Raw genomic sequence first — 20,618 nt, 5'->3', positions numbered from 1 at the left:
CACAGGTTAGTTTTGTGTTTGGCTCGTAGGGCCAGGTACTACAAGAAACAGCGAAGCGCCTGACATCCTTTCAAGGAACCAATCCTCAGGCTCTTTCACCTCTGTCTACCCACAGGTGAAAGGATGCCAAGGGATTTCCTGCAAAGCGGCGTGCCAACCGCGCACACCACCACGCGCCAGCGCCTGACCAGCCTGCTGGACCTGCCAAAACTCTATCAAACCATTGACGCCGACCCGGCCATCGTCGGGGCTGGGGTGGTGCATATTGGCAGTGATTATCAGGTGACGGTGCTCCGGGAGTTTGTACCGCTGTGCAGTGTCAGGCCCAAGCGCGTGATTTTACGGGAGACAGTAGAGCAGGCAGTTACCACTGAAGACTATGCACAGCAGGTGGCAAGTTCACCTCGTGAGCCTCAGCTGTGGCGTGAGGCATCGGGAATGACCCTTTCCTGCGGCGGGGCAGTGATTAGTTTCGTTGTCGCAAAGGCCGGCATAGCCGCAGCGCCGTTTAGTGGCGGCGCAAGCCTCGCCTTGACCTATGTGTCATACGCAGGCCTGGCCGCCAGCGGCGGACAGTGCTTTAACGGTGTATGGAGGACCCGTAACGAGTTAACTAACCCTGCCAAGAATGACTACTACGACACCCTGGCTTGGTATCAAGCAATGACCGTTGCTCTGGATGGTATTTCATTGGTCGGCGCAGGGGCATCCACCGTTGCAACGGTCAGAACCGTGATGGCTATCAAACGCTCGACCGGGCGCGAGATGATGGACATATTAAGACCCATGAGCCGTCAAGAACGCGCCAAATTAACGAACGAAGTTCTTCGGCTGAACAATCCCCGCCATCCCTGCGAAATAATTCGTCTGAAGCAGTTGGCTGGACAATTGCCCAGACGCTACAGCAACCCCGAGTTACGACTGCGCATAATCACGCAAATAAGGGATCAAGTTAGCGCGACTTTAGCTATCACAGGCAGCGTACTTTTCGGAAATATCAACGCGTTAGTTATCGCCCTGTACGAGGAGTTCGACGACTATGAATTTCGGCATTGATCCCTTTCGGGAGTATCTAATTTGGCGCCGTAATGCCTACCGTTTTTTACCGTCATTTGGAGGGGCGATGCTGCTTAGCCTAAGCAGTATCGCAATCAACACTTCGACAAGTCTTTCGTATTACGCCCAAATTTTAGGCCTGCCGGATGAAACCGCTTTCGGAGCCGGAATGGTGCTGTGCCTGATTTTTTACGTAGGCCAAATTGGTCTAAGTGAAGGATTCCGACATGCGCCTCGAATACTCATCCTCGTAGCAATCGCAAACCTCCTGCTCTCGGTAGCCTATCTTGGCAATCACTCTCCGACGCTGCTCAACTTGTCTGCGTTGTTTACATCTCTGTTCTACATCTTGGTCCTCAACTCAAAAAACCACCGACGGTATACCAGCATGCTGCGGGTCAAACGACGACGCAAAACCAGAGCGAATACCAGCCGGATTTAAGGTCGCAGGGTTGTCCTGCAACATAGAATCTCCCACATTCAGTTCTGTGTTTGGTTCACGATAACGGTGCAAGTAATACCGGCAGCCAGCAGTACACCCTCCGGCACTTCATCAATATGAATCCGCACCGGCACCCGCTGGGCCAGCCGCACCCAGTTGAACGTCGGATTCACATCTGCCACCAACTCACGGCTCTCGGGGTTGTCACGGTCGTATATACCCCGCGAGATGCTTTCCACATGGCCCTTCAAGGTCTCGCCGCTCATGAGCTGCATGTCGGCTTTATCGCCGACCTTCACATGGGGCAGCTTGGTTTCTTCAAAGAAGCCGTAGACCCAGAAGGAATTCATATCCACCACAGCCATCTTTGCCTCGCCGATGCGCGCGTAGTCGCCGCGATGCACATTGAGGTTGGTGACATAACCGTCCACCGCCGCCAGCACCTGGGTGCGTTTGAGGTTCAGTTCAGCCGCTTCCAGTTGCGCCAGCGCGTGCTGGTAATCGGCCAGGGCGGAGTCGGCGATGTTGCTGGCGTCGTCGCGGTTTTCCTTGGAGATCACCAGGGCGTCTAGGTCGGCGCGGCGGTGGGCGTTGACCTTGCGCATTTCCCAGGTGGCTTTGCGTGACGCCACCAGCGATTGCGCCTGTTTGACGGCGATGCGGTAGTGTTCGGGGTCGATCTGCATCAGCAGGTCGCCTTTTTTCACCAACTGGTTGTCACGCACCGGAACATCGACCACTTCACCGGTGACGTCGGCGGCGACGTTGATGATGTCGGCGCGCACACGGCCGTCGCGGGTCCAGGGGGTTTGCATGTAGTGCACCCACAACGTGCGGCCAATCCACATCGCCAAAGCCAGTACCAGCAAGGTCGCAAGCAGGCTGAAAAACTTTTTCATCAGGGCATTCTCAACGGTAGACGGTCAGCGCCAGGGCGCCGAACAAGCAAACGAACAGGCTCAGGCGCAGCAACGCCGGGTGCCAGAAAAAACGGTACAGGTCGAACCCGGCCAGGAAGCGGTCCAGGGCCCAGGCCAGGACGGCCGCGATCAGGAACATCAGGGTCATGGTCGGCATGTAGATGCCGTGGAACGCGATTTCACGCGGCATGCGCAGCTCCTTTCAAGGCAGCGAGTGGCGATTGCGGGTCGAGCAGCGAAGTGCGGATAAAGTGCAGGTAGCTTTTCACCCGGCGCAGGGCCGAGGTGTCGAAGTGCGGCGCGAAGGGTTCGTCGGTGGCCTGCACGCGGCTGATCGCATGGTCCACGGCGATCAGGCCGCGCTCCAGGTTGCTCGCGCTGGGTTGCAGGAACAACCGCACCAGCGAGCGGCCCATCACACGGATCGCCTGGCGCCACGGCTGGGATTCGGCGTACGCCGGGTGGATCGGCAAAATCGCCTGTTCCTTGCGCAACTCGATGATCGCGTGGCCGACTTCCAGCACCACGAACATCCAGCGCAGCAGGTCGCGCTGCACTTGCGGCTGGCCGACGGCGAGGCCATAGGCCTGGTGCAGCAAGTCACGGGTGCGGCTTTCGAAACTCGACGCCAGGCCCTTGAGCTTGCCGCTGATGGCATACACCACTTGCTCGCGCAGGTCCTGCTCCAGGCGGCGCCACAACCAGCGGCTGTTGGGCGGCAGGATGATTGCGCCCGCCGCTGCGCAGACGAGCATGCCAATGATCATCGCGATGTAGTCGTTGATAAAGGTGTAGGGGTTGTAGACCGTGAGGTTGTCCGGCACCGAGCCGGTGCTGAAGAAGATCAGCAGGCCGACGCCTACCCCTGCGTATTGCGGGCGTGACGCGAGGAAGGCGCCAAGGATGATCACCGGTGCGAGCATCACGCACAGCAGCGGAAAACCGTCGATCCACGGGAACACGAAGAACATTTCGACAAAGCCCACCAGCGCACCGATCAAGGTGCCGCAGGCCATCTGGAATGCCATGCGCTTGGGGTTGGGCGTGGCGGCGGACAGGCCGACGGTGGCGGCGGCGATCAGGGTCATGGTCGCGCCGCTGGGCCAGGCGGTGGCGACCCAATAACTGCCGAGCACAATAAGGATGAACGACGCACGAATCCCCGACGCGGCGCAGGCCAGCCAGTTGGTTTTCGGCGTGTAGGGTTCGTCCCAGTCTTCGCGGGCGTGGCTGTGGTCGGCCAAGGACGCGTGGGTGAGCGCGTAGTTGTGCAGGTCGTCGACGAAGCGATAAAGCAGCTCATAGGCCGTGTGGAAATCCAGCTGCTCGGCCTCAGTGGGCTCGCCTTCCTGGAATGCCGCCCGCAGGCTGCGCACCTTGGCGGGCAAGTCGTCCTTGTAGGCGGCGAGTTGCGCCACCAGGCGGGCAGCGTCCGGGCTGGTGAGGGCGCGACCGGAGAAACCGTCGAGCACTTCGGCGAGGTCGTGCAAGCCCGGCTTGATCGCCGCGACGACGTGATCGGCCGCATCCGCACGCAGCCGTTCAAGCAGCTGGTGCAGGGCATTGAAGCGCGTGGTGATGCTCATGAATTCGCTGTTGAGGCGACTGAGCCGGCCATTGCGCCGACGCATGTGCGGGTCTTCGAACACAGTGAGGCTGCGCAGCCCTTCCAGGCCCACGGCTTCGGCGATGAAGCGCACGTTGCTGGCCTCGAACCCTTCACGCTGGCTGCGCCCGCGCAGGCCGTCGGTGACGAACAGCGCGAACACGCCGAAGCGTTGGTACAGGGCGTTGCGCATGGCGGCGCTTGAGGTCTGCGGCAGGATCGCGGCGCTGACCAGCGTGGAGCACAGAATGCCCAGGGAAATCTCCAACACCCGCCACACCGCCGCCATGAACGCACCGTCCGGGTGTGCCAGTGCGGGCAATCCCACCATCGCAGCGGTGTAGCCGGCCAACACAAAACCATAGGCGCGAAAGTTGCGGTTGCGGGTCGCGCCCGCCGTGCAGATGCCCACCCAGATCGCCAAGGCGCCGAGGAACAACTCGGTGTTCTGCGCAAACAAGGCGATCAACAACACCATCACCGCCGACCCCGCCAGGGTGCCGAGGAAGCGATAGAAGCTCTTGGCAAACACCTGGCCGCTCTGCGGTTGCATCACGATAAACACGGTGATCATCGCGGTGCGCGGTTGCGGCAGTTCCAGGCGCATGGCCAGCCACAGCGTGAGGAACGCGGCGATCAGCACCTTGAAGATATACACCCAGGTCACGCCGTCGCTGCGCGCCCAGTCGAAGAAACCGCGACGCCACTCAAGGGAGTGCATCCAGCGCAGCGGTGCAGGCAAGGGAGTCATCAAATCCTACTCAGTGATCAAACACGGCGAGGGCCGCTGGGGTCTTGCTCGGGAGAGTCTTGCCGTCTTGCGGCACGTCATCGCCAGCCTGGAGGCCCCCGCCCAAGGCGGTGACCAGTTCGGCATGGGCCGTCAGGCGCGCGGCCTGGACCTGTTGTTCAATCTGCTGCTGGTGAAACAGCAAGGTCTGCGCATTGAGCACATTGAGGTAATCGGTGAGGCCGCGCTGATAGGCGATCATCGCGATGTCGTAGGTTTTCTGCGCCGAGGCCACCGATTGCGCGGCGAATGACGATTGCTTATCCATGGACTCGCGGCGGATCAATTGGTCGCTGATGCCCTTGAGCGCATTGACCAGGGTCTGGTTGTACTTGGCCACGGCGATATCGTAGCCCGCGCTGGCTTCGCCCAACTCGGCACGCAAACGCCCGCCATCGAAGATCGGCAAGGTGATCGCCGGGCCCACGTTGTAGTTGAATTTCTTGCCGGCGAGAAACTCCAGCATGCCGCCGCCGGTGGCCATGTAGCCGAGGCTGCCGACCAGGTCGACGTTGGGATAGAAGCCAGCGTGGGCCACATCGATGCCTCGGGCCTGGGCCGCGACCTGCCAGCGGCTGGCGACCACGTCCGGGCGCTGGCCGAGCAATTGGGCGGGCAGGCTTGATGGCAATTTCAGCGGCGCGGCCAGGGCCAGGCTCGGACGTTGCAACTGCGCGCCCTCCCCCGGGCCTTTACCAGCCAAGGCCGCGAGCTGGTTGCGACTCAGGGCGATTTCTTCGTCGAGGGCGTCCAGTTGGCGATGGGTTTCCGGCAACGGGGTTTCGGCCTGGCTGACGTCGAAGTGCGTGCCGATCCCGGCATCCAGGCGCTTGTTGGCCAAATCGAGAATCTGTTGTTGTTGGGCCAGGGTGGCCGCAACGATGTCGCGGTTGGCGTAGTGCAACGACAGCTGGATATAGGCGCGCACCACGTTGTTTTGCAATTCGAGCTGGGCCTGGCGGGCTTCGGCAGCACTCATGTGGGCCAGGTCCACGGCACGTTCGCTGGTATTGCTTTCGCGGCCCCACAGGTCGAGGGCATAGCTCAGGCCCAGGGATGAATTGTTGTCCCAGGTGTTGGCACCGCTCAACTCGCCGGGGCCGTAGAACTGATCCTTCGGCCAGTTGTGGCGCTTGAGGGTGGTGTTGCTGTTGATTTGCAACGACTCGGCCGATTCGGCAATCCCGGCCATGGCCCGTGCTTCGCGAACGCGCGCGGCGGCCATGGCCATACTCGGGCTGTTGTGCGTGGCGAGGGCCACCCAGCGGTTGAGTTGCGGGTCACCGTAGGCTTGCCACCATTGGGCGGTGGGCCAATGGGCATCCCGGGCGGCACTCTGGATCGCTTCGTCGGTGGCCAGGGTATTGGCGCTGAGGGCCTGGCCTTGGGGGGCGATTCCTCCGGTTCCGATGCAGCCGCTGATTGCTAACGATAAGGCGCAAACACTGAGAGCCTTCAGCCCTCTGTTATTGAGAGTCTTCAGCTCTCTGCTGATGCGACGCGGCACGGCGAACGAATTCCTGAGGTGGTATTGCGGGGTAGGTGGCGCAATTCTAGGCGGCGGCACCGAGGACGATAAGCTGGCATTCCTGTGAATCTTTGTTACCGTTCAAGCGATAATCCGTTGGTAGGGATCACTGGACGGCGTAACTTTCTGTCACAATTTGCTATCTCCCTTGAGAACACCCCATGGACACTTTGCAAAACATGCGCGCTTTCAGTTGCGTGGCCGAAGCCGGCAGCTTCACCGCCGCCGCCGCGCAACTGGACACCACCACGGCCAACGTCTCGCGCGCGGTCTCCAACCTTGAGGCCCACCTGCAAACCCGCTTGCTCAACCGCACCACCCGGCGCATCGCGCTGACCGAAGCCGGTAAACGCTATTTGCTGCGCTGCGAACAGATCCTGGCCTACGTCGAAGAAGCCGAAGCCGAAGCCAGCGACGCCCACGCACGCCCCGCCGGGCAGTTGAAAGTGCACACCATGACCGGCATCGGCCAGCACTTCGTGATCGACGCCATCGCCCGCTACCGCCGCACCCACCCGGACGTGACCTTCGACCTGACCCTGGCCAACCGCGTGCCGGACTTGCTCGACGAGGGCTATGACGTGTCCATCGTGCTGGCCAGCGAGCTGCCGGATTCGGGTTTCGTCTCCCAACGCCTGGGCATCACCTACAGCATCGCCTGCGCCTCGCCGGACTACGTCAAGGCCAAGGGCTGCGCGCAACGCCCCACTGACTTGCTCAACCACGCATGCCTGCGCCTGGTCAGCCCGGTGATCCAGCTGGACAAGTGGACCTTCAACGGCCCCGAAGGCCAGGAAAGCGTGGCGATCAACAGCTCGCCGTTCCTGGTCAACTCGGCTGACGCGATGAAAACCGCGATCACCAGCGGCATGGGCGTCGGCTTGTTGCCGGTGTATGCGGCCATCGAGGGCCTGCGCAACGGCACCCTGGTGCGGGTCATGCCAACGTACCGCTCGCAGGAACTGAACCTGTACGCCATCTACCCGTCGCGCCAGTACCTGGATGCGAAGATCAAGACGTGGGTGGAATACCTGCGCGGGTCGTTGCCGGAGATTCTGGCGGCGCATCAGGCGGAGTTGGCGGCGTATGAGTTGAGCGGAAGCGTCGGCGGCGTGCGCCTGGCGAACTGATATTTGTCAGACCAACGCGTTCAAACTGTGGGAGCTGGCTTGCCTGCGATAGCGGTGTATCAGGCAAACCGCTATCGCAGGCAAGCCAGCTCCCACAGGGGTCCTGTGTCCACTTGAGTCCAGTGATGTCCTGACAAGCGCAACGAGGAATGTTAGCTTGCTTGGCATTCTCCCGTAGTCGATGAGCCCGCCTGCAATGAAAAAGACTGTCCTCGCCTTCAGCCGCATCACCCCGCCCATGATCGAACGCCTGCAAGAGGATTTCGAGGTGATCGCGCCCAACCCCAAGCTGGGTGACATCAACGCGCAGTTCAATGAAGCCTTGCCCCACGCCCACGGTCTGATCGGCGTGGGTCGCAAGCTGGGCCGCGCGCAACTCGAAGGCGCGGGCAAGCTGGAAGTGGTGTCCAGTGTGTCGGTGGGCTACGACAACTACGACGTGCCCTACTTCACCGAACGCGGGATCATGCTCACCAACACCCCTGATGTGCTCACCGAAAGCACCGCCGACCTGGCGTTCGCCCTGCTGATGAGCAGCGCCCGCCGCGTCGCCGAGCTGGACGCCTGGACCAAGGCCGGCCAGTGGAAAGCCAGCGTCGGCGCGCCGTTGTTTGGCTGCGATGTGCACGGCAAGACCCTGGGCATCGTCGGCATGGGCAATATCGGCGCGGCCGTGGCCCGACGCGGTCGCCTGGGGTTCAACATGCCGATCCTCTACAGCGGCAACAGCCGCAAGACGGCGCTGGAACAGGAGCTGGGCGCGCAGTTCCGCAGCCTCGATCAACTGCTCGCCGAGGCAGACTTTGTGTGCCTGGTGGTGCCATTGAGCGACAAGACCCGCCACCTGATCAGCACCCGCGAGCTGGGCCTGATGAAGTCCAGCGCGATCCTGATCAACATCTCCCGTGGTCCGGTGGTGGATGAACCGGCGCTGATCGAAGCGCTGCAAACCCAGCGGATTCGCGGGGCGGGGCTGGATGTGTATGAGCAGGAGCCGTTGGCGGAGTCGCCGCTGTTCCAGCTGAGCAATGCGGTGACCTTGCCGCATATCGGCTCGGCGACGGATGAAACCCGTGAGGCCATGGCCAACCGTGCCCTGGAGAACTTGCGCAGTGCCCTACTGGGCCAGCGTCCGCAGGATCTGGTGAACCCGCAAGTCTGGAAAGGCTGACAGCTGTCGTGGCGAGCGAGCTTGCTCGCGCTGGAGTGCGAAGCGCTCCCAGGCTTTTGGGGCTGCTTCGCAGCCCAGCGGGAGCAAGCTCCCTCGCCACAGGTTGCTCTACAGTTTTCATTATGTAAGTCGATAACCTTCCATAGATGTCATCCCTGATCCACAGAAGGTTTTTATGTCCACCACCAAAGCCCGCGCAGATTCACTCTCGCTTCTGCTCTTTACCTTGCGCAGTGGCAAGCTGATGGCGATCAACCTGCTGAAAGTCAGCGAAATCATTCCCTGCCCGCCGCTGACCAAGCTGCCGGAGTCGCACCCCCACGTCAAAGGCATCGCCATCCTGCGCGGTGCCTCGCTGTCGGTGATCGACCTCAGCCGTGCCCTTGGGGAAATGCCCCTGCAGGACCCGGACGGTGGCTGCCTGATCGTCACCGATGTGAGCCGCTCCAAGCAGGGCCTGCATGTGCAGGCGGTGAGCAAGATCGTGCATTGCCTGACCACCGACATCCGCCCGCCGCCCTATGGCTCTGGCGGCAACCGCGCGTTTATCACCGGGGTCACCGAAGTGGAAGGCGCCCTGGTGCAGGTGCTGGATATCGAGAAAGTCATCCACGGCATCGCCCCGGCGCCGATCGAAGCCGCGCCGACCGACCTGACCATGGAAGAAGCCGAAGTGCTGGGCAATGCCCGCATTCTGGTGGTAGACGACAGCCAGGTGGCGTTGCAGCAATCCGTGCATACCTTGCGCAACCTCGGCCTGACCTGCCACACCGCACGCAGCGCCAAGGAAGCCATCGATGTGCTGCTGGAGCTGCAAGGCACGGCCGAACAGATCAACGTGGTGGTGTCGGATATCGAGATGTCCGAGATGGACGGCTATGCCCTCACCCGCACCCTGCGCGAAACCCCGGATTTCAAGGACCTCTACGTGCTGCTGCACACCTCCCTGGACAGCGCGATGAACAGCGAAAAAGCCCGCCTGGCCGGCGCCGATTCGGTGCTGACGAAATTCTCCTCGCCCGAGTTGACCAAGTGCCTGGTGGTGGCCGCGCAAACGGTGGCGCAAAAAGGCCTGTGAGCGAATATTTCCAACTGCTACGCCGCGATCTCACCGCCAGCCTGCCCGCGCCGCAATGGCCGGCGGGCACGCAGCTGGATCACTACCGCGACGAGCTGGCCCCGGCCATTCACGCAGTACTGCGCATGACCCAGGACCAGGGCGGCGGCCGCGTGCCGAGCCTGGAGGAATGGCGCCAGCAGTTCGTCAGCGATGCCGAGTTCGACCCCACGCTGTGCCTGGTCGCCAGCAATGCCGAGGGCATCCTTGGCGTCGCGCAATGCTGGACCAGCGCCTTTATCAAGAACCTTGCCGTCCACCCCTGCGCCCAGGGCCAGGGGCTGGGCCGCGCGTTGTTGCTGCACAGCTTCCAGGTGTTCAAGCAGCGCGGCGAACCCTACGTGGACCTCAAGGTGCTGGAGAGCAACCTGCGCGCACGCAAGCTCTACGCCAGCGCTGAAATGAGACTCGTCCTACGCGACGTAGTGGCGGCGGACTAAAGGCACTGGCGCACAACTTGCTTCCAGAGTGGCAATACGGTGAACAGAGGTAAAAACCCGTCACCGATCAAGCGAGCCCTCTGACCTAGCCTGGTGACAGATCCGCCATGAACACCCATTTTTCCTGCGTCGGTTGCGGCAAATGCTGCACCGACCACCATGTGCCCCTGACCCTCGACGAAGCCCGCATGTGGGCGGCAGACGGCGGCAATGTCATCGTGCTCGTCGAAGGTTTCCTGGCCAACGGCCTGGGCCTGCCCGCGCAACAACGCGAGCATGCCGAGCGCCGTTCGGTGGTGGTTCCCAGCGGCAACACCGAGGCGTTTGTGGCAATCACCTTTGCCGCCTACAACGCCGGGCGCTGCCGGAATCTTGACGAAGACAACCTGTGCCGCATCTATGAGCGGCGGCCATTGGTGTGCCGGATCTATCCGATGGAGATCAATCCGCATATTCCCTTGAACCCTGGCGCCAAGGACTGCCCGCCAGAGTCCTGGGAACAAGGCCCTGCGCTGATCGTCGGCGGCGAGTTGGCGGACCCACAGTTGGCAGCGTTGATTAGCCGTTCACGCCAGGCCGACCGCGACGACGTGCAGACCAAGGAAGCGGTGTGTGCCTTGCTGGGTATCCGTACCACGGCGCTCAAGGGCGATGGGTTTACCGCGTACCTGCCGGACATGAGCGCGTTTGCCCAGGCGATTGAGTTGGCGGTCGAGCGGCCGTCCGGGGCCAATGAGTGGGTGTTTCATGTGTCCGGAACGGATATCGCCGGGCAGCTGTTGGATGCAGGGGCGCAATTGGCGACTGAGGTGCCGGCGAACTATGCGTTTATTTCGTTGAGGGCGGCGTAGGGCTTACTGGCCTCATCGCGGGCAAGCCCGCTCCCACAGGTTGGAATGCGATTCCCTGTGGGAGCGGGCTTGCCCGCGATGAGGCCCGCACATTCACCACAAATCCCGGCTAGTGCCGCTTACCCCAAAACTCCTGCGCCAACTGCCGCAAATCCTCCGCCAACGCCGCCACATCCCCGGAACTGAGCTGGCTCTGCTGCCCCGCACTGACGGTGGCCTCCCCAGCATTGCGAATGCCGACAATGTTGCGATTGATGTCTTCACTCACCGCACTTTGCTCCTCCACCGCCGCCGCAATCTGCTGGCTCATCGCGGTGATCTGGCCAACACGCTGGCTGATCCCGTCCAGGGCCGCTGCCGCCCGTTGCGCCTGTTCGACACTGGCATCGACATGTTCGCTGCTTTGCGCCATGGCCTGCACCGCATCCCGCGCGCCGCCTTGCAGGGTGCTGATCATGCGCTGGATCTCATTGGTCGATTGCTGGGTGCGTTGCGCCAGGCCGCGCACTTCATCGGCGACCACGGCAAAACCACGGCCCTGCTCACCCGCCCGCGCCGCTTCGATGGCGGCATTGAGGGCCAGCAGGTTGGTTTGTTCGGCAATGGTGCGGATCACCTCCAGCACACCGCTGATTTCCCCGCTGTGGCTTTCCAACTGATGAATCACCTCAGTCGCGCGGGCCAGTTCCTGGGACAGGCGCAACACCGCATCGCGACTTTCATCCACCCGCAGATGGCCCTCGCGGGTTTCATTGCCCGCCTGGTCCGCCGCCTTCGAGGCTGCGACGGCATGGTTGGCCACCTCGGCCACGCTCGCCGCCATCTGGTGGATCGCCGCCGCGACCTGATCGGTCTGGGTCTGCTGGCCCAGGCTACTGGTGTGGCTGCTGTCCAACTGCTCGACCAGTTGCGCCGCATGCCCAGACAGGCGCAAAGACGCATCGCCGATCCGCCCGACCACCGCGCCCACTTGGGCTTCGAGCATGTGCAGGGCAAACTCGATCTGCCCGCATTCATCCTCGCGTCCGGTGTAAATCGCCTGGCTCAAGGGGTTGTCCGCGATTGCGCGCGCGCGTTGATCCAATTGTGCCAAGGGCCGCAGGATGGCTTTGACACCCACCGCGCCGACCACGCCGCCCGCCACCAACGCCAGCAGTTGCCAGGCCAGCGAATAGGTGGCCAAGCCCAACCCCAAGGCCCAGGTCACACTGCTGGTAGCCGCCACCCAGGCCGTTAATTTCACCCCCAGGCCGAGCCTCGGCAACCGCCGTCGCTTGCCCGCACGTAGTCGCGAGTAGGCACGTTCTGCCGCCGCCACCCTGCGCGCATCGGGCTTGGTCCGCACCGATTGATACTCCACCGTCACGCCGTCGCGGGTTACCGGTGTGGCGTAGGCGCTGACCCAATAATGGTCACCGTTCTTGCAACGGTTTTTCACCATGCCCATCCACGAGCGCCCGCTTTTCAAGGTTTTCCACATGTGCGCGAACGCCGCGGCCGGCATGTCGGGATGCCGCAGGAGGTTATGCGACGCGCCGATCAGCTCCTCACGGCGGTAGCCGCAGACGTTGATAAAGTCCTCGTTGGCGTAGGTAATCGCGCTGGTCAGGTCGGTGGTCGAGAGGATATTGGCGTCAGGGGCAAAGTCCACACTTCGACCGGTGACCGGCAGATTGATTTTCATGGATAAGCGCGCTCGTGATTATTGAAGGAGTCGGCAGGGCGACCGACTCTAAGCGCACGGAGGGGGCAAATACTGATCCAGCGCATGTTCTGCGCAATTAGTTCGCCATCATTGCGTGGCAGAAGGACTGCCATCCAGGCGATAGGGTTGGACGATCCGCTGGTACTCGCCGTTATGCATCAGTTGCTCAAGGGCGCGGTTGAGGTCGCTGAGCAGCGCCGTATCGGGCTTGCGCAGCGCAATCGCCACGCCGTTACCCAGCAATTGCTCTGAGACGGCCGGCCCGAGGAAGTCGAAATCCTGGCCATCGGCGGTATCGAGCAGTGCCTCGCGAATCTCTACGGTGCCTTGCAATGTCGCATCGATGTCGCCGGCCACCAGGCTGCGGACCAGTTCCTCGTTGAGCCAGAAACTCTTGACGATTACGCCCGCTGGCGCCCACTTCGCCAGGGCGAAGGCTTCGCGATTGCTTTTGAGCAACACCCCGAGGCGCTTGCCTTTGAGTGACTGTTTGGTCGGCAGCAAACTGGAGCTCTTGCGTGCCACCAAACGCGTGGTGAAGGGATAGAGGTCATCGGTGAAGCTCACCAAGCGACGTCGTCCAGGTGTAGGCGCCATGCCCATGATTGCATCGAACTGTCTTGCTTCAAGGGCTGAAAAATTTTCCATCAGAACCTGATCGACCCAGATGCAACGCACATTCAGCTGCTGGCACAACGCATTGCCCAACTCGATGTTCAACCCCACCATCTGCCCTTGCGGGTCACGGCTTTGGAATGGGGGGAACTGCGCGGCGACGGCGAAGCGGATTTCGCGGCGCCCCTGCTCTTCGGCCACGGCACTGGCAAACACGCCCAACAACAGCAAGGCGAGGGAAATACGCAGATAGACAAACACCATCGGAACGTCCTTTTCCAGAAAAACCAGCGCCCCCATCATCCAGGCCCGATGAAAAAGCCGGGGGAAACGGGTGGCGTGAAAGCTTTCAAAAAAAGGACGTCAACCTACAATCGGAAAAATCACCGCATTCTGTAGGCACTCACCACTACATATTGTGGATTTTATTCTTAACGTTTGCCCATGGAGCGACGAGTCCCAGGCGGTGCCATGCCTGGCGACTTGGTGTGGCCGTTCTTCGCACCGTTTTTATACCAAGGCTGGGCAGCATTCTTGGCGCCAGACAATTCACCGGGTTTAAACGGAAACTTGAAGGCCGGAATCTCGGCTTTTTCAACGCCGTCGGCATTGGCCGAATCGACGAGGTCGACCGCTTCGATAGGGGTTTGTGTCGGGGAAGTCATGAGCGCTCCGGAGCGTGCAGAAAATGATGCGGACCCGAGTTGCGAGCCACAATGGCAGGAAGTATACCTGCGCACCTCAGATCTTTGACCAACGTCGTACGAATGGTCAGGAGCTAACTGTCATGGCTGTCAGATAGCGGTCACTTTACTGACCGGGTCTACGCGCTATAAATACTCCCCCCTCTCTCCATTCCCTGTCCTGGCGCCTTACAGCATGCACATCACCAAAAGAAAAACTGTATTGATCGTGGGAGTCCTACTGGTACTGGCTGTCGCGGCATGGGCGTTGACCCGGCCCGCCAAGACCAAGTTGGTGGCTTCCACGGCCGTGCCCGTGCGGGTGATGAAAGTCGTTGAGCAAGACCTGCCACGTTATGTCACGGGGATCGGCTCGGTGCTGTCGCTGCACAGCGTAGTGATCCGCCCGCAGATCGACGGCGTGCTCACCAAGCTGCTGGTCAAGGAAGGCCAACTGGTCAAGACCGGCGACCTGCTGGCAACCATCGATGACCGTTCGATCCGCGCCAGCCTCGACCAGGCCAAGGCGCAACTGGGGGAAAGCCAGGCGCAACTGCAGGTCGCACTGGTCAACCTCAAGCGCTACAAGGACTTGAGTGTCGATGACGGTGTGTCGAAGCAGACCTACGACCAGCAACAAGCCCTGGTGAACCAACTCAAGGCCACGGTGCAAGGCAATCAGGCCGCGATTGACTCTGCCCAGGTACAACTCTCCTACACCCAAATACGCTCACCGGTTACAGGTCGCGTCGGCATTCGCACGGTGGATGAAGGTAACTTCCTGCGCATGAGCGATGCCCAAGGGCTGTTCTCGGTGACGCAGATCGACCCAATAGCCGTCGAGTTTTCCCTGCCGCAGCAGATGTTGCCGACATTGCAGGGCCTGATTGCCGCCAGCTATCCGGCCCGCGTCGATGCCTACCTGGGGGCCGATACCGAGGGCGCCGACAGCGACCTGTTGGGCCAGGGCCGCCTGAGCCTGATCGACAACCAGATCAGCAGCACCACCGGCACCCTGCGCGCCAAGGCCGAATTTCGCAACGAAACGCAGAAGCTCTGGCCGGGGCAACTGGTGACGATCAAGATCCAGACCGCCCTCGACCGCAACGCCCTCGCCGTCCCGCCCACTGTGGTGCAACGAGGCCTGGACTCGCACTTCGTGTACCGGGTCAACGGCGACAAGGTGGAAATCGTACCGGTGCAGGTGCTGTATCAGGACAGCGACCGCAATATCCTCAAGGGCATCCAGGCCGGTGATGTGCTGGTCAGCGACGGCCAGTCGCGGCTCAAGGCGGGGGCCCAGGTGGAGATTCTCAAGGACACGCCGCAGGTGAACCAGACCGCCAATGCCCAGGTGCAACCATGACGTCGCGGGGTTCGATTTCCGCCTGGTGCATCGACCGCCCGGTCGCCACCTTGCTGCTAACGTTCGCCCTGGTGCTGCTCGGGTTGATTGCCTTCCCCAAACTGCCCATTGCCCCACTGCCGGAAGCGGAATTTCCGACAATCCAGGTGACCGCGCAGTTACCCGGCGCCAGCCCCGACACCATGGCCTCGTCGGTCGCCACGCCGCTGGAGGTGCAATTCAGTGCCATCCCCGGCATGACCCAGATGACCTCCAGCAGTGCCTTGGGCTCCAGCCTGCTGACCCTGCAATTCACCCTCGACAAAAGCATCGACACCGCCGCGCAGGAAGTCCAGGCGGCGATCAACACCGCAGCCGGCAAGCTGCCCAGCGATATGCCGAGCCTGCCGACCTGGCGCAAGGTCAACCCGGCAGACAGCCCGGTACTCATCATCAGTGTCAGCTCCCATGACATGCCCGGCACCGAGCTGAGCGACTTGGTAGAGACCCTGCTGGCCCGGCAAATCAGCCAGATCGACGGTGTCGGCCAGATCAACATAACCGGTCAGCAACGCCCGGCGATCCGGGTGCAGGCCTCGCCCGACAAACTCGCCGCCATCGGCCTGACCCTGGCCGACGTGCGCCTGGCCATCCAGCAATCGAGCCTCAACCTGGCCAAGGGTGCGCTGTACGGCAAGAACAGCGTGTCCACCCTCGCGACCAACGACCAACTGTTTCACCCGGACGAATACGGCGACCTGATCATCTCCTACAAGAACGGCGCACCGGTGCAACTGCGTGATGTGGCCAAAGTGGTCAATGGTTCGGAAAACGCCTACGTCCAGGCGTGGGCCGTGGACACGCCCGGCGTCAACCTGGTGATCACCCGCCAACCCGGCGCCAACATTGTCGAGACCGTCGAGCGTATCCAGGCCGAGCTGCCGCGCCTGGAGGCGATGCTGCCCGCCTCAGTGCAGGTCAGCGTCTTGATGGACCGTACCACCACCATCCGCGCCTCGCTGCACGAAGTGGAAATGACCCTGCTGATCGCCGTGTTGCTGGTGGTCGGGGTGATGGCGATCTTCCTGCGCCAGTGGTCGGCAACCCTGATTGTCTCCAGTGTGCTGGGGGTGTCGTTGATCGCCAGTTTCGCGCTGATGTATGTGCTGGGTTTCAGCCTGAACAACCTGACCCTGGTGGCGATCGTGGTGGCCGTGGGGTTTGTGGTGGACGATGCGATCGTGGTGGTGGAGAACATCCATCGCCACCTCGAAACCGGCCTGGACAAACGTGACGCGGCGATCAAGGGCGCCGGCGAAATCGGCTTTACCGTGGTGTCCATCAGCGTGTCGCTGGTGGCTGCGTTCATACCGCTGCTGTTCATGGGCGGCGTGGTCGGCAGGCTGTTCAAGGAGTTTGCCTTGACCGCCACCTCGACCATTCTGATTTCCGTGGTGGTGTCCCTGACATTGGCCCCGACATTGGCCGCACTGTTCATGAAAGCGCCGAGCCATCGCCCCCACGGCAAGCCCGGTTTTGGCGAGCGCCTGCTGGCGGCTTACGAACGCACCCTGCGCCGCGCCCTGGCCCACCAACGCACGATGGCGGGCATCTTCATGCTGACCCTGGTGCTGGCGGTGGTGGGTTATGTGTTTATCCCCAAGGGTTTCTTCCCGGTGCAGGACACCGGTTTTATCCTCGGCACCAGCGAAGCGGCGGCGGATGTGTCGTACCCGGACATGGTCGCAAAGCACAAGGCGCTGGCAGAAATCATGAAGGATGATCCTGCCGTGCGCGCGTTCTCCCACTCGGTGGGGGTCACCGGCAGCAACCAGACCATCGCCAACGGCCGCTTCTGGATCTCCCTCGTGGACCGCGCAGACCGGGATGTGTCTGCCAGCCAATTTATCGACCGCATCCGGCCCAAGTTGGCCAAGGTACCGGGGATCGTCCTGTACCTGCGCGCCGGCCAGGACATCAACCTCAGTTCCGGCCCCAGCCGCAGCCAGTACCAGTACGTGCTCAAGAGCAACGACGGGGCGACGCTGAACACCTGGACCCAGCGCCTCACCGAAAAACTGCGCTCAATCCCTGCGTTCCGCGATATTTCCAACGACCTGCAACTGGGCGGCAGCATCACCCATATCACCATCGACCGCCGCGCCGCCGCACGTTTCGGCCTGACCGCCACCGATGTCGACCAGGCGCTGTACGACGCCTTCGGCCAGCGCCAGGTCAATGAGTTCCAGACCGAAACCAACCAGTACCAGGTGGTGCTGGAACTGGACACCCAGCAGCGTGGCAAGGCCGAAAGCCTGAATTACTTCTACCTGCGCTCGCCCCTGACCAACGAAATGGTGCCGCTGTCGGCAGTCGCCACGGTGGATGCGCCCACCGTCGGGCCATTGTCCATCAGCCATGACGGCATGTTCCCGGCGGCCAACCTGTCGTTCAACCTGGCGCCCGGCGTGGCGCTGGGGGATGCGGTGATCCTGCTCAACCAGGCCAAGAACGAGATCGGCATGCCGGCTGCGATCATCGGCAACTTCCAGGGCGCGGCGCAGGCGTTCCAAAGCTCGCTGGCCAGCCAGCCGTGGCTGATCCTCGCGGCGCTGGTGGCGGTCTACATCATTCTCGGCGTGTTGTATGAGAGTTTTGTGCACCCGCTGACGATCATCTCGACGCTGCCCTCGGCGGGCTTGGGCGCGCTGATCATGCTGTGGCTGTTGGGCCAGGACTTTTCGATCATGGCGTTGATCGGCCTGGTGCTGTTGATCGGCATCGTCAAGAAAAACGGCATCCTGCTGATCGACTTCGCCCTGGAAGCCCAGCGCGAAAGGGGATTGTCGCCCCACGATGCGATCTTCGAAGCCTGTATCACGCGGTTCCGGCCGATCATCATGACCTCCCTCGCCGCGCTGCTCGGTGCGTTGCCGCTGATGCTCGGCTACGGCGTCGGCGCCGAGCTGCGCCAGCCGCTGGGTATCGCGGTGGTCGGCGGCCTGCTGGTGAGCCAGGCGCTGACGCTGTTCACCACACCGGTCATATACTTGTACCTTGAGAAGTTCTTCCACAGGCCCAAACCAGCGCTTGAGCTGGCGACCACACATTAAGGCCTAGGCCCCGTCCTGGAACAAAAGGCTCATGCGCGTCCTGATTATTGAAGATGAAGAAAAAACCGCGGACTACCTGCACCGCGGCCTGACGGAGCAAGGCTACACCGTCGATGTGGCGCGCGAAGGCGTCGAGGGCCTGCACCTGGCGCTGGAAAACGACTACGCGGTGATCGTGCTCGACGTGATGCTGCCGGGCCTGGACGGCTTTGGCGTATTGCGGGCGTTGCGCGCGCGCAAGCAGACGCCGGTGATCATGCTCACCGCCCGCGAACGCGTGGAAGACCGCATTCGCGGCCTGCGTGAAGGCGCCGATGATTACCTGGGCAAGCCGTTTTCCTTCCTGGAACTGGTGGCGCGCCTGCAAGCCCTGACCCGCCGCAGCGGTGGCCATGAACCGGTGCAGGTGACAGTCGCCGACCTGTGGATCGACCTGATCAGCCGCAAGGCCAGTCGCAACGGCGTGCGCCTGGACCTGACCGCCAAGGAGTTCTCGCTGCTCAGCGTGCTCGCGCGGCGCCAGGGCGAGATCCTGTCCAAGACGGCAATTGCAGAAATGGTCTGGGATATCAATTTCGACAGCGACGCCAACGTGGTGGAAGTGGCGATCAAGCGCCTGCGCGCCAAGCTGGACGGGCCGTTCGAACAAAAATTGCTGCACACCATTCGTGGCATGGGTTACGTGCTGGAGAGTCGCAGTGTCGGCTAATTCCATCGCGCTGCGCCTGAGCGGCATGTTCACCCTGGTGGCGCTGCTGATTTTCGTATTGATCGGCGGCGCGCTGTACCAGCAGGTGGACCGGGGCCTGGGCCTGTTGCCGGAGGCCGAACTGGATGCGCGCTACAGCGTGCTGGAGTCGTCGGTGGGTCGCTTCGGCACGCCCGATCACTGGGCCAAGATCACCGCCAAGCTCAAGCTGCTCAGTGAAGAAGACAAGCGCATCCGATTCTGGGTGGTCAGCAGCGATCCGTCCTACGAATATGGCAGCCCCGATGCGCAGATCCGCGCCTTTGCCGAAGGCGGTAGCGGCAATCGCGATTTGCACCTGCCAGGCTACGACCACCCGTTCAAGGCACTGCTGAGCCAGTTCCCGGCCAAGGACCAGCGGCCACCGTTGCGCTTCATCATTGCCATCGACACCGAAAACTTCCACGCCACCCAACATCAGTTGCTGATGGCACTGATCGGCCTGGCGTTTGTCGGTGTGGTGCTGGCCGCGCTGCTGGGGTTCTGGGTGTCGCGAATCGGCCTCAAGCCGCTGGGCAAACTCTCGGATGAAGCGCAAAAACTCGCGCCGCCCAAACTCTCCGGGCGCCTGCAGTTGTCACCGCTGCCGCCGGAGCTGAGCCAGTTCGTCAACTCGTTCAACGCCACGCTGGATCGCGTGGAACTTGCCTACTCACGCCTGGAATCGTTCAACGCCGACGTGGCCCATGAACTGCGCTCGCCGCTGACCAACCTGATCGGCCAGACCCAGGTGGCGCTGACGCGAGGGCGCTCGGCCGAACATTATTTCGAAGTCCTGCAATCCAACCTCGAAGAGCTGGAGCGCCTGCGTTCGATCATCAACGACATGCTGTTCCTCGCCAGCGCCGACCAGGGCAGCAAGGCCACCAAGCTGATAGAAAGCTCACTGGCCGATGAAGTGGCCACCACCCTCGATTACCTGGACTTCATCCTTGAAGACGCCCAGGTGCAGGTGCGCGTACGCGGTGACGCCACGGTACACATCGAAAGAGCCCACCTGCGCAGGGCCTTGATCAACCTGCTGAGCAATGCGGTGCAACACACCGCGCCGGGGCAGGTCATCGACGTGAAGATAGACGTGCAGGCGAACCGGGTAGCCATCGCGGTGACCAACCCCGGCGACATGATCGCCAGCGAGCACTTGCCACGGCTGTTCGAGCGGTTCTATCGAGTTGATGCGTCGCGCAGCAACAGCGGCGGCAATCACGGCCTGGGCCTGGCCATCGTCAAGGCGATTGCGTTGATGCATGGCGGTGATGTGTTTGTGCGCAGCGAAGGCGGCGGCAATACCTTTGGCATTACCCTGCCTATGTAACCCTCAAGAACACCGCGATCCATGTGGGAGCTGGCTTGCCTGC

Annotated in this window: 18 protein-coding genes and 1 pseudogene; 11 read left to right on the top strand and 8 right to left on the bottom strand. The window is 62.0% G+C overall.

What is annotated here, in order from left to right:
• Window positions 1-123 precede the first annotated feature (123 nt).
• Entirely contained in the window at window positions 124-1,056 is a 933-nt protein-coding gene (gene ssp4 / locus ACU688_RS07330; RefSeq protein ID WP_448184203.1) for an Ssp4 family T6SS effector, read from the top strand.
• Window positions 1,040-1,498: a hypothetical protein gene (locus ACU688_RS07325; RefSeq protein ID WP_448184202.1), complete on the top strand. Its 459-nt coding sequence runs from the start codon at window positions 1,040-1,042 to the stop codon at window positions 1,496-1,498. Before ssp4 ends, ACU688_RS07325 begins: the two co-directional genes overlap by 17 nt.
• A 38-nt stretch (window positions 1,499-1,536) precedes the next feature.
• Here the strand turns inward: ACU688_RS07325 and ACU688_RS07320 are convergent, their stop codons facing one another.
• The 4 genes from ACU688_RS07320 to ACU688_RS07305 are packed head-to-tail and all read right to left on the bottom strand — an operon-like array spanning window position 1,537 to window position 6,321.
• Window positions 1,537-2,397 carry an efflux RND transporter periplasmic adaptor subunit gene (locus ACU688_RS07320; RefSeq protein ID WP_448184201.1) on the bottom strand — a complete coding sequence of 287 codons (861 nt, stop codon included), beginning with the start codon at window positions 2,395-2,397 and terminating at the stop codon, window positions 1,537-1,539.
• Between the two features lie 10 nt (window positions 2,398-2,407).
• Complete coding sequence (locus tag ACU688_RS07315; protein ID WP_017738673.1) at window positions 2,408-2,608, bottom strand: DUF1656 domain-containing protein; 201 nt, start codon at window positions 2,606-2,608, stop codon at window positions 2,408-2,410.
• Window positions 2,598-4,775 carry an FUSC family protein gene (locus tag ACU688_RS07310; protein ID WP_448184200.1) on the bottom strand — a complete coding sequence of 726 codons (2,178 nt, stop codon included), beginning with the start codon at window positions 4,773-4,775 and terminating at the stop codon, window positions 2,598-2,600. Before ACU688_RS07310 ends, ACU688_RS07315 begins: the two co-directional genes overlap by 11 nt.
• 10 nt (window positions 4,776-4,785) lie before the next feature.
• On the bottom strand, window positions 4,786-6,321 hold the full coding sequence (locus tag ACU688_RS07305) for an efflux transporter outer membrane subunit (protein WP_448184199.1): 1,536 nt from the start codon (window positions 6,319-6,321) through the stop codon (window positions 4,786-4,788).
• 182 nt (window positions 6,322-6,503) lie between these two features.
• Between ACU688_RS07305 and ACU688_RS07300 the strand changes: the two genes are divergently transcribed.
• The 5 genes from ACU688_RS07300 to ACU688_RS07280 all read left to right on the top strand — a co-directional run bounded on the left by ACU688_RS07300 (window position 6,504) and on the right by ACU688_RS07280 (window position 11,051).
• A complete protein-coding gene (locus ACU688_RS07300; RefSeq protein ID WP_017738676.1) occupies window positions 6,504-7,472 on the top strand; it encodes a LysR family transcriptional regulator in 969 nt (322 codons plus the stop codon).
• 196 nt (window positions 7,473-7,668) lie between these two features.
• Window positions 7,669-8,643, top strand: a complete 975-nt coding sequence (locus ACU688_RS07295; RefSeq protein WP_448184198.1) for a 2-hydroxyacid dehydrogenase — start codon at window positions 7,669-7,671, stop codon at window positions 8,641-8,643.
• 175 nt (window positions 8,644-8,818) lie between these two features.
• Entirely contained in the window at window positions 8,819-9,721 is a 903-nt protein-coding gene (locus tag ACU688_RS07290; RefSeq protein ID WP_207040013.1) for a chemotaxis protein CheV, read from the top strand.
• On the top strand, window positions 9,718-10,200 hold the full coding sequence (locus tag ACU688_RS07285) for a GNAT family N-acetyltransferase (RefSeq protein WP_124527416.1): 483 nt from the start codon (window positions 9,718-9,720) through the stop codon (window positions 10,198-10,200). The genes ACU688_RS07290 and ACU688_RS07285 overlap by 4 nt, the downstream gene beginning before the upstream one ends.
• A gap of 107 nt (window positions 10,201-10,307) precedes the next feature.
• Window positions 10,308-11,051: a YkgJ family cysteine cluster protein gene (locus ACU688_RS07280; RefSeq protein WP_448184197.1), complete on the top strand. Its 744-nt coding sequence runs from the start codon at window positions 10,308-10,310 to the stop codon at window positions 11,049-11,051.
• 109 nt (window positions 11,052-11,160) lie between these two features.
• Here ACU688_RS07280 and ACU688_RS07275 read toward each other — a convergent pair whose 3' ends face one another.
• The 4 genes and pseudogenes from ACU688_RS07275 to ACU688_RS07260 form a co-directional block, all read right to left on the bottom strand.
• Window positions 11,161-12,207, bottom strand: coding sequence for a methyl-accepting chemotaxis protein (locus ACU688_RS07275; RefSeq protein WP_448184848.1), 1,047 nt, complete (start codon window positions 12,205-12,207; stop codon window positions 11,161-11,163).
• Between the two features lie 246 nt (window positions 12,208-12,453).
• A pseudogene (locus ACU688_RS07270) lies at window positions 12,454-12,735 on the bottom strand (PAS domain-containing protein); the annotation flags it as partial.
• Window positions 12,736-12,843: 108 nt separating this feature from the next.
• The gene (locus ACU688_RS07265; protein ID WP_448184196.1) at window positions 12,844-13,635 is read right to left on the bottom strand and encodes a transporter substrate-binding domain-containing protein; all 792 of its coding nucleotides are present in this window, start codon (window positions 13,633-13,635) and stop codon (window positions 12,844-12,846) included.
• Window positions 13,636-13,802: 167 nt separating this feature from the next.
• Window positions 13,803-14,036 (bottom strand): hypothetical protein, encoded by a 234-nt coding sequence (locus ACU688_RS07260; RefSeq protein WP_448184195.1) that lies wholly within the window; start codon window positions 14,034-14,036, stop codon window positions 13,803-13,805.
• A 214-nt stretch (window positions 14,037-14,250) separates the two neighbouring features.
• Between ACU688_RS07260 and ACU688_RS07255 the strand changes: the two genes are divergently transcribed.
• From ACU688_RS07255 to ACU688_RS07240, 4 genes are read left to right on the top strand one after another with little or no spacing between them, the layout of a single operon-like run.
• Window positions 14,251-15,420 carry an efflux RND transporter periplasmic adaptor subunit gene (locus ACU688_RS07255; protein ID WP_448184194.1) on the top strand — a complete coding sequence of 390 codons (1,170 nt, stop codon included), beginning with the start codon at window positions 14,251-14,253 and terminating at the stop codon, window positions 15,418-15,420.
• Entirely contained in the window at window positions 15,417-18,512 is a 3,096-nt protein-coding gene (locus ACU688_RS07250; RefSeq protein WP_448184193.1) for a multidrug efflux RND transporter permease subunit, read from the top strand. Before ACU688_RS07255 ends, ACU688_RS07250 begins: the two co-directional genes overlap by 4 nt.
• Window positions 18,513-18,543: 31 nt before the next feature.
• Window positions 18,544-19,221, top strand: coding sequence for a heavy metal response regulator transcription factor (locus ACU688_RS07245; protein WP_448184192.1), 678 nt, complete (start codon window positions 18,544-18,546; stop codon window positions 19,219-19,221).
• Window positions 19,211-20,575 (top strand): heavy metal sensor histidine kinase, encoded by a 1,365-nt coding sequence (locus tag ACU688_RS07240; RefSeq protein WP_448184191.1) that lies wholly within the window; start codon window positions 19,211-19,213, stop codon window positions 20,573-20,575. Before ACU688_RS07245 ends, ACU688_RS07240 begins: the two co-directional genes overlap by 11 nt.
• Window positions 20,576-20,618 lie beyond the last annotated feature (43 nt).

It is taken from the genome of Pseudomonas acericola (SeqCode) (assembly GCF_053456465.1).
Note: the sequence above shows the minus strand (reverse complement) of the source record. Positions and strands in the feature narration are given on the sequence as shown.